This window comes from Streptococcus sp. 3167 (assembly GCF_013277175.1).
Taxonomy (GTDB): Bacteria; Bacillota; Bacilli; order Lactobacillales; family Streptococcaceae; genus Streptococcus; species Streptococcus pseudopneumoniae.
Genome location: NZ_VMML01000061.1, coordinates 18,388 through 23,022, shown reverse-complemented (window position 1 = coordinate 23,022; position 4,635 = coordinate 18,388). Strand labels below are relative to the sequence as shown.

The following is a 4,635-nucleotide window of genomic DNA, read 5'->3' as shown; positions in this document are numbered from 1 at the left end:
CTAGCCGCAGGCTGTACTTGAGTACGGCAAGGCGACGTTGACGTGGTTTGAAGAGATTTTCGAAGAGTATTACACCTCAGATGCACCACATGCCCGTCGTACTTCAAAAAAACTGAAGTCAGATTTCACTGACCTCAGTTTTTTATTATTTAGCATAATCTACTGCACGAAGCTCACGAATCACGGTTATCTTGATATTTCCTGGGTAATCGAGATTGTTTTCAATTTTCTCACGAACTTTGTGAGCTAAGATTGTGACTTTGTCGTCCTTGATTTTTCCTGGATTGACCATGATACGAATTTCACGTCCTGCTTGAAGGGCAAAGCTATTTTGTACCCCTTCAAAGCCGTTCGCAATTTCTTCCAAATCATGGAGACGCTTGATGTAGCTTTCAAGAGACTCACTACGAGCACCTGGACGAGCTGCGCTCAAGGCATCTGCTGCAGCAACGATAACTGCAATGACGCTCTCAGCTTCAACATCTCCGTGGTGACTAGCAATCGTATTGACCACAACTGGATGTTCCTTGTACTTACGTGCCAATTCCATACCGATTTCAACGTGGCTACCTTCAACCTCGCGGTCAATGGCTTTTCCGATGTCGTGAAGGAATCCAGCACGACGGGCAAGAGCCGCATTCTCACCAAGCTCGCTGGCCATAATACCAGCTAACTTAGCAACCTCAATCGAATGGCGCAAAACATTTTGGCCATATGAAGTCCGGAATTGCAAGCGACCCATAATCTTCATCAAGTCTGGATGAAGGTTTGGTGCGCCAATCTCATAGGCAGCAGCCTCACCGTATTCACGGATCTTATTGTCAATCTCTTGACGGTTTTTCTCAACCAACTCTTCGATACGAGCTGGGTGGATACGACCATCCTTGAGCAACATTTCCATAGTCATACGGGCAATCTCACGACGAATCGGATCAAATCCTGACAAGGTCACCACTTCTGGTGTATCGTCGATAATCACATCGACCCCTGTCAAACTTTCAAAGGTACGAATGTTACGACCTTCACGACCAATAATGCGTCCCTTCATAGTATCGTCTGGCAGATGAACCGTTGAGTTTGTTGACTCCGCTACATATTCACCAGCGATACGTTGCATAGCTTGAACCAGGATGTCCTTGGCCATTTTGTCAGAACGTTCCTTGACCTCTTGCTCAGCTTCGCGAATACGACTGGCAATCTCCTTGGTCAAGTTTTCCTCTGTCTGTGCCAAGATAATATCTCGTGCTTCTGCCTGAGACAGAGCACCAATACGCTCTAGTTCTGCTTCTTTTTGTCTTTCGACTTCCTCTAATTGCTCTTCACGCGCATCAAGGTTTTTCGCTCTATCAGAAATACTTTGTTCTTTTTGTTCAAGTGTTTGTTCTTTACTCGTCAAATTGTCGTCCTTACGGTCAAGGCTAGTAGCTCTCTCTGTCAAACGACTTTCGATTTGTTTGAGTTCTTGACGTTCTGATTTGAATTCAGCGTCCACTTCTTCACGGTATTTTCTGGCTTCTTCTTTGGCCTCCAATAGTGCTTCTTTTTTAAGAGACTTGCTTTCACGTTTGGCTTCATTAACAAGTAAATCCACTTCACGCTCAGCTTGTCCACGTAAATTAGTTGCTTCTTGTTCAGCATTTAAAAGCATCAACTCTGCAGCTTCCTGAGATGATTTCATCTTAGCTGAGATGCTGACATATCCAATGACTAAACCAATGATGACGGCAAAAACAGCAATCGCAAGCGACATGATTTCCATGTTTTTACCTCATTTTATTGTTATTCCGAATGACATACATTCTTTTACATTCTACCATAAAAAAGTAATTTTCACAAACCTTAAATGGATATCGCTAACATCCGCATTATCACTATCATAGTTATCATTTACAGATATAAAGCGAATACCTTTTTCAAGAAATATCTTTTGTAAGTACTTTCCTGACTCGATATACTCTCTGCCGAAACGAGATAAATCTTTTACCATAATGATAGAAAACTTTCCTTTATTCAGGTCATCAATCATATTCTTAAAATTTGGTCGCTCAAAATTAGAACCACTATATCCATCATCTACATATTCATAGGATAATTCAATAGATTTCTCTTCTACCTCAAAAGCAAAAAGGATAAATTCCCCCTACACTTAAAATTTATCCCTCTTGGTAACCTCTTTTATTAATTTTTTTGATAAAGAAAACGCACATTTTATTTAACTGGTGCTGAAATATTTATAATAATATTTTTTTAGTTCTTTCTAGAATAATGATATTAAGATTTTTCATATATCTTATATATTCTTCTTCTGTGCTAGCAATCCTAATATCTTCTTTATCTAAAAAGACAACCTGATTGTTCTCTAAATCTGATTTAATTAAATCTATAATTTTATTTTGCTCATATATAAATCCTTCTAACTTAAAAAACTCGACAAATTTCTCAAATCAATTTTTACAATTATCATCATCAAAAAATAGTTCAAACCATTCACGGTAATTCTCTATAGCATAATCTATTTTTGAATTATTATTTCCCGCAAACCATTCTTTTATAGCATATAGTGTTAAATCAAAACGATCATAATATCCTTTATAAATTCCATTCTTGATTCTAGGTTTTCCACCTCTAGCTGTATTAACGGTTTCTGATTTTCCACCACCTCTAGGGAAAAGAATGTGTCCACCTATTGTTCTTGAAATACTCAAATGATCTAAAGTTATTCTGTCGTTTAATCCTGCCTTTCTTGCCCAATAAATAGAGGCTCCTATATAATCACTTGATAATAAATACTTATCCTTATCAATAAATAAAGTATAAAAATCTCCATTTCCAAAGTTTTGGCATTTATTACATACAGATGTTATTTTAAGTTTTTCTTTTGAATCATCATCAAAAAACATCTTACATAAATCATCGTACAACGCCTTACTACATACATCAGGATCCTTTCTATTATATAATGAAAAACCTTTGGGAAAATAAGGATATAAATCAAATAGATAATTTTTAAACTTCATATTTATTACTCTCCATTAAATCTTTTTAGGAAATTTAAAGTCAAATTTTCCTCCAAGCACACCCGCACTTACTCCCGCAACTACTACAAGTGTTGTACTAATTGTTCCTATTTTCTTCACGCCACTGTTTAGCTCTTTTGTTAAATAAAACAACATTGATCATATCTGCTTCACTTACATACTTGTAAGACAACTGTTCGTTGGTAAGATCTTTTAAGAGATATTCTTTGATTGCATCTGTATGAATTTTGTAGTTAATCTTAGAAATTTCTCTATTCAAATTCCAGCCTAATGATATCTTAGAATTTTAATCTGACTTAAGTCTTTTGTAATCCTGAATTACATACATCTTAAATTCAGCAGAAATACATGAAGCAAATTCAAAGGCAATATCTGTATGTGCAAATGCACCACCATATCTTCCACCTTTTGAGATAATTCCGATTGCTCCAGTTTTCTCTACCCATTTCTTAGGAGACAATGTAAATGAATTATATCCAGCTTCCGATTTAATTCGGTCGAATTCGACCGAATTGAAATTCATGTTGTTTAAGCTTTTCCATAAACCAAGAAACTCAATTGTATCTTTTCTTCTCATCCAATTTTTAATTACATCACTCGATACTTATCCGAACGATAAGCTCCACGTAAGGTGTTCGCAATCGACCAAACTGCATTGACTACATTTGAAATCTGAACATCGTTCGACTGGAATATCGGTAGTTTTTCTTTAAAATTAGACATTTGCTTCCCCTGTTTTTATGATTTACAATTCTCTTCATTATACCACAAATTAAGAGTTATAAAGCGAATTCAAGGGTAAAGATCGAAGTTCATATACTAACTTTCTTTTCTGAGTTTTTGTCTTTTGTATTAGGGATTCTGTCATTTTCCAAAAAACTTTATCTTAAACTTACTAATAAAAATTTAAAAAATAAAAAGCCTACTTCGCAGTAGACTTAGTAATGATCTTTAAAGGACAAGAAAGCCACGCTATCTCCATCCATCATATAAATCAAGCGATTTTCTGCATCAATACGCCGTGACCAGGCTCCTTGGTAATCATATTTGAGTGGCTCTGGTTTTCCTATTCCTGTAAATGGATCGCGTTGAATATCCTTGATTAATTTATTGATTCTTTTTAGTGTTTTTTTATCTTGGTTTTGCCAGTAGCAATAATCTGCCCACGCATCTTCTGTAAACTTGAGTAGCATTCATCACTCCTCAATCACATGGACCTGAATGCTTCCAGCACGGACTTGAGCCATTCCTCGCAAAACCTTGTCTGATAACTCCTTATTTTGAGCGATTCTCAGGGTTTCCTGAATACTGTCCCATTCGCTCTTTGAAAGAACTACAATGTCCTCATCTGGATTTTTATTGACCACCGTCAAAGGCTCAAATTCATCATTTACCTTCTTCATGTAGTCCTTTAAATGATTTCGGAATGTTGAGTAAAGGACTGCTTCCATAACCATACCTCGTTTTAGCTCTTTTCCACTATTATACACGAAAAGAAAGAAATTGTCAGGAACTTGTACAAGATTTTCTTTTCCATCTATTTATACTCAATGAAAATCAAAGAGCAAACTAGGAAACTAGCCGCAGGTTGCTCAAA

5 protein-coding genes and 2 pseudogenes are annotated in these 4,635 nt (G+C 36.4%); all 7 read right to left on the bottom strand.

All coding sequences use genetic code 11. From position 1 onward, the window contains the following. Positions 1-145 precede the first annotated feature (145 nt). A complete protein-coding gene (locus HT678_RS09020) occupies positions 146-1,759 on the bottom strand; it encodes a ribonuclease Y (protein ID WP_000404950.1) in 1,614 nt (537 codons plus the stop codon). A gap of 81 nt (positions 1,760-1,840) precedes the next feature. Next, positions 1,841-2,095 (bottom strand): annotated as a pseudogene (locus tag HT678_RS09015) (recombinase family protein); the annotation flags it as partial. A 349-nt stretch (positions 2,096-2,444) separates the two neighbouring features. Further along, complete coding sequence (locus HT678_RS09010; RefSeq protein ID WP_240153451.1) at positions 2,445-3,017, bottom strand: hypothetical protein; 573 nt, start codon at positions 3,015-3,017, stop codon at positions 2,445-2,447. 15 nt (positions 3,018-3,032) lie between these two features. Further along, entirely contained in the window at positions 3,033-3,173 is a 141-nt protein-coding gene (locus HT678_RS09005) for a hypothetical protein (RefSeq protein WP_000899898.1), read from the bottom strand. Beyond that, a pseudogene (locus HT678_RS11990) lies at positions 3,127-3,630 on the bottom strand (KilA-N domain-containing protein); the annotation flags it as partial. The pseudogene HT678_RS11990 and the gene HT678_RS09005, both read right to left, overlap by 47 nt. Before the next feature lie 346 nt (positions 3,631-3,976). After that, positions 3,977-4,231, bottom strand: a complete 255-nt coding sequence (locus HT678_RS08995) for a Txe/YoeB family addiction module toxin (protein ID WP_000924721.1) — start codon at positions 4,229-4,231, stop codon at positions 3,977-3,979. A 3-nt stretch (positions 4,232-4,234) separates the two neighbouring features. After that, a complete protein-coding gene (locus HT678_RS08990) occupies positions 4,235-4,489 on the bottom strand; it encodes a type II toxin-antitoxin system Phd/YefM family antitoxin (protein WP_000388571.1) in 255 nt (84 codons plus the stop codon). Positions 4,490-4,635: the final 146 nt, after the last annotated feature.